Origin of the sequence: Anaeromassilibacillus sp. An172, from assembly GCF_002160515.1 — a bacterium.
Lineage (GTDB): Bacteria > Bacillota > Clostridia > Oscillospirales > Acutalibacteraceae > Limousia > Limousia pullorum.
Genome location: NZ_NFKS01000042.1, coordinates 1 through 5,373, shown reverse-complemented (window position 1 = coordinate 5,373; position 5,373 = coordinate 1). Strand labels below are relative to the sequence as shown.

General features: G+C 43.3%; 2 protein-coding genes. Both read right to left on the bottom strand.

Annotated elements, in window-relative coordinates; all coding sequences use genetic code 11:
• Positions 1-209 precede the first annotated feature (209 nt).
• Positions 210-3,977: a phosphoribosylformylglycinamidine synthase gene (locus tag B5F08_RS12885; RefSeq protein WP_087380334.1), complete on the bottom strand. Its 3,768-nt coding sequence runs from the start codon at positions 3,975-3,977 to the stop codon at positions 210-212.
• A gap of 249 nt (positions 3,978-4,226) precedes the next feature.
• Complete coding sequence (locus B5F08_RS12880) at positions 4,227-4,490, bottom strand: hypothetical protein (RefSeq protein WP_087380331.1); 264 nt, start codon at positions 4,488-4,490, stop codon at positions 4,227-4,229.
• Positions 4,491-5,373: the final 883 nt, after the last annotated feature.

Genomic DNA, 5,373 nt, shown 5'->3' with positions numbered 1-5,373 from the left:
GTGACATAGCCACTGTAATTTCTAAAACTAACGCTTCGCCCGACGTGTGCAGAAGTTGCTTTCATAGAAAAACCTTTGCACGTCGGAACTAAAAAACTCGCCCGACCTGTGCAGAACCTAAAGATTAGATTAACCCATGCAGGTCGGAAGCAAAAGTCTCGCCCGACGGAAAACGGGAGCTTATTTACAGCTGTACTTTTCCCCGTCGGTTATAAAAAATACTTGACGCCGGACTCGAAGATTTTCTGGTCTTTTTCGAATGGTACGTTTGCGTAAAGGTTTTCGCCCTTTCTTTCGCTGTGTCCCATCTTGCCTAAAACTCTTCCGTCAGGGCTTGTGATACCCTCTACTGCGCATACTGAACCGTTGAGGTTGTACTTGATGTCGGCAACAGGCTTTCCGTCAAGGTTGCAGTACTGGGTTGCAATCTGTCCGTTCTCGATAAGACGCTTCATTGTTGCGTCGTCAGCCATGAAACGTCCCTCGCCGTGGGATACAGGAATTGCAAAAACTTCGCCCGGATTTACCATGCTGAACCATGGTGACTTAACTGATGTAACCCTTGTGTATGCCATATGGGAAATATGTCTGCCTATGGTGTTGAAGGTAAGGGTTGGATCTGTGTCCTTGATGTCAACAATTTCGCCGTATGGAACAAGTCCCAGCTTGATAAGAGCCTGGAAGCCGTTGCAGATACCAAGCATAAGTCCGTCACGGTTTTTGAGAAGCTCGTTTACAGCGTTTGCTATGCGTGGGTTTCTGAATGTGGTTGCGATAAACTTTCCGCTTCCGTCAGGCTCGTCACCGCCGGAGAATCCGCCCGGGAGCATGATAATCTGGGATTCGTTTATCATCTTTTCCATCTGAACGATTGTCTCTTCAATGTGTGCAGGTGTCAGGTTCTTAACAATGAGAAGCTGTGGTTCTGCGCCTGCTTTTTCAAAGGCACGGGCTGTGTCAACCTCGCAGTTTGTGCCAGGGAATACAGGGATAAATACCTTTGGCTTTGCTGTCTTGATAACAGGGGAGGAAGTGTTTCTCTCTTTGTAAAGAGGAATGTCAAACTTCATTTCAGGGCAGGCTGCCTGTGTTGCAAATACCTTTTCAAGAGGAGCTGTCCATGCGTCGATAAGTGTATCAACTGGGATGTCCTTGCCCTTTACACTGATTATGCCGTCGTCTGTTGTGATACCAAGATAGTAGTTGAGTACATCTGCCGGGAGGTTTGCGTCCTTTTCAAGCTCGAGAATAAGTGAACCGCTGAGAGGTGCGAAAAGCTCTTCAAAGCTCAAATCCTTTGCAAACTTAAAGCCAAGCTTGTTACCGAATGCGGCTTTGCATACGGAAGCAGCGGCGCCGCCCTCTTTAACTACAGATGCGGAAAGAACCTTTCCTTTTTCCATAAGGTGGAGAACTGCTCTGTACATTTCCTTGAGCTGTTCCCAAAGAGGCATAAATGTTTCTTTATTTTCAGGAACAGGAACATAGATAACTCTTGAACCTGCTTTCTTAAATTCTGCTGAAATTGTCTTGGAAGCCTTTGTCATGGAAACCGCAAAGCTTACAAGTGTCGGAGGAACGTCCAAATGCTCGAAGCTTCCGGACATACTGTCCTTACCGCCGATGGATGGGATTCCCATTTTGAGCTGTGCTTCAAATGCGCCAAGCAAAGCCGCTGCCGGCTTGCCCCATCTTTCAGGCTTGTCGTAAAGTCTTTCAAAATATTCCTGGAATGTCAGTCTTGCCTTGAGCGGGTCTGCACCGATTGCAAGAAGCTTTGAAAGTGACTCAACAACTGCATATGCTGAACCGTGGAATGGGCTCCAGCGTGATGTTCCCGGAATGTAACCGAAGCTCATTGCTGTAGCGTCGTCTGTTTCTCCATGGATAAGAGGAATTTTAGCTGCCATTGCTTCCTGAGGTGTAAGCTGTTCCTTGCCGCCGAATGGCATAAGAACTGTAGCCGCACCGATGGATGCGTCAAATCTCTCGGAAAGTCCAATCTGTGAGCATACCTCAAGTCTTGAAAGGTTCTTAACCATTGCTTCCTCGATTGAAAGTCCCTCAAGGCACTTAGGTGAGTGTGTTCTGTAGCAGTCCTCAGCCTTAGGAGCTGTGATGTAAGCCTGAGAAATCTGTGTAACACCGTTTGTGTTCAAAAATTCTCTGGACAAATCAACAATTCTGTCGCCTCTCCAGTCCATTGTAAGACGAGGGGATTCTGTAACAACTGCAACTGCTGTAGCTTCAAGGTTCTCCTTTTCAGCCTCTTCAATAAATCTTTCAACGTCGTTCTTATCGAGAACAACAGCCATTCTCTCCTGGCTTTCGGAAATTGCAAGCTCTGTACCGTCGAGACCCTCGTATTTCTTTGTAACCTTGTCAAGGTCAACGGAAAGTCCGTCGGCAAGCTCGCCGATTGCAACGCATACGCCGCCGGCGCCGAAGTCGTTGCATCTCTTTATCATTGTGGAAACTTCCGGATTGCGGAAAAGTCTCTGAATTTTTCTTTCTGTAGGAGGATTACCCTTCTGAACCTCTGCTCCGCAGGTTTCAATGGAGCTTTCTGTGTGAGCCTTTGAAGAACCTGTTGCGCCGCCGCAGCCGTCACGTCCTGTTCTTCCGCCCAAAAGCACGATAATATCGCCCGGTGCAGGAACTTCACGGATTACGTTTGACTTTGGTGAAGCGCCGATAACTGCGCCTATCTCCATTCTCTTTGCTGTGTAACCGCTGTCGTAAAGCTCTGTTACCTGACCTGTTGCAAGTCCTATCTGGTTACCGTAGGAGCTGTAGCCTGCTGCCGCACCTGTGGTTATCTTTCTTGCAGGAAGCTTTCCGTGCATTGTGTCCTTAACTGCAACTGTCGGGTCGCCTGAGCCTGTAACTCTCATTGCCTGATAAACATAGGCTCTGCCTGAAAGGGGGTCTCTGATTGCGCCGCCAAGACAGGTTGCAGCGCCGCCGAAAGGCTCGATTTCTGTTGGGTGGTTGTGGGTTTCGTTCTTAAACTGAACAAGCCACTTTTCCTCTTTTCCGTCTATTGTAACGGGAACCTCTATTGAACAGGCGTTTATCTCGTCGCTTACGTCAAGGTCCGGGATAAGGCCCTGCTTTCTCAAAAGCTTCATGCCTGCCAAAGCCATATCCATAAGGGAAACATCCCTTGTGGTGTCCTTGCCGTAAAGCTCTTCTCTTGCCTTGTAGTATTCTGAAAGTGCGTTTTCTATAACTGAACCAAGAGCCGCTTTCTCTACCTCGATTTTCTCAAGTCTTGTTAAAAATGTTGTGTGGCGGCAGTGGTCTGACCAGTATGTGTCGATTACACGAAGCTCTGTAACGGACGGGTCACGGTTTTCTGTATCTCTGAAATAGTCACGGCAGAACTCAAGGTCGGAAAGAGTCATTGCAAAGCCCATTGAGCCGTAATACTCCTTCATTTCCTCTTTGTTCCATTTTATAAAGCCCTCAACTCTCTTTACGTTTTCAGGAGCTTCTACCGGAACATCCAGTGTCAAAGGCTTTTCAAGAGAAGCCAGGCGGCTTTCAACAGGGTTTACAAGGTAGTCCTCTACCTTTTTCATATCCTCGTCGGAGATGCTGCCCTTTAAAACAACAACTCTTGCAGTGAGAACCTGAGGACGCTCGCCCTGTGTCAGAAGCTGAACGCACTGAGCGGCAGAGTCTGCACGCTGGTCGTACTGTCCCGGAAGATATTCCATTGCAAAAATCTTCCAGCCCTCTTCAACGGGAAGATTTTCTTCATAAATAACGTCTGCGTTTGGCTCGGAAAGAATAATTCCCTCTGCTTTTTTGAATTCTTCATCTGTAAGACCCGAAATATCGTATCTGTTTACATATCTGAGGTCCTCGATATTTTTCATGCCAAGATTGTGGCGCAAGTCCCACAGCATCTGTTTGGCTTCAACATTAAAGCCCTCTCTCTTTTCAACAAAAATTCTTTTAACGTCTGACATAGGATTCTCCTCGCTTTTTCTGTCTTATTGCTTCACCGAATTGGTTTCCTTTTACAGAACTACCCGATTACCAAAATTTTAACACAATACGACAGAGTTTTATTTCTTTATAAGAATTATATTAACCGATAATACATAAAGAAAATAAAGAATAAAAAAACAGACCTGTCAAAGCCGAAAACTGTATACAATCATCCTTTACAACTGTATATAATCATCATTCCCAACTGTATACAATCATCCTTCACACTAAATTGAATTTAAAATCAAAAAGCACACAAAAGCTCCCAAACAAGCCGAAATCGCAAATTTTATCCACTGTCTTGCTTTTATACTTTTGCGCTGGAAAGAGGAGGGCGCCTGTATCGCCTTTATAAGCTGGGCGGCTTCCCTTTCAAGCAGTTCCTTTTGTGCCGAATCAAACTCCGGACGCACCACAAGCCAGGCTTTTTCATAGTATGTGTTGCCTGTGTCGTTTATTTCTATAATCTGTCGGTTGATGCCTTTTATCATTTTTTATATCCTCCTTTGAATTTCTCTTTTTTGATGATTGGTATTTTTCAGGGCTTGTATACATATTATTGAACATAAAAATTTTTTTGCAGGCAGAAAATCGGGAAAAAAGTCACTTGTTTCCACATAGTAATTAACATATGTTGAATATTTTTTCAAAAAAGAATATATACAAAATGTATTATGCTATATTATCAACATTTATGTGGATAACTCTGTGGAAACCGTTGAAAAACCCTGTTAAAACAGGTGGCAAAACTTGAATAACACTGACTTTTTCGTTAATTCAACATAGTTATCAACATAACAAGTTATCCACATCCACATTTTCATCAGAGTATTCCACGTCAAATATTTACATTGTGTAATATTTTAGTTGTCAATAGGTTAAATAATTTTATTTTCCCGTAATTTTTTTCAAGGATTTCTTATTATTTTTCTTATTTTTGGAATAAAAAACGAATTATTATCTTAAAAAGAATTTTACCGTGAGATTTTAGAAAAAATCCAAAAAAACGGTTTTTTGCATAAAAGAAAAAAATCCGGAAAAACTAATTTTTCACCATAAAAAAATCGCCTTTGTTAAAATAATGTAAAATCCTTAAAAACTTAAATTCCTCATTTTTTAACATTGAAAATTCAACTATTTCCACACCTAAAAAAGGAAAACTCACCTATTTTTCCACCCCTTAAACATCCCAATGTTAATAACTGTGAATTATGTGAATTTTATATCCGACCTGCAAGGGGAGGATATAAAATTAGCTTTCGTTTCAGGTCGGGCGAGTTTTTTAGTTCCGACGTGCAAAGGTTTTTCTATGAAAGCAACTTCTGCACACGTCGGGCGAAGCGTTAGTTTTAGAAATTACAGTGGCTATGTCAC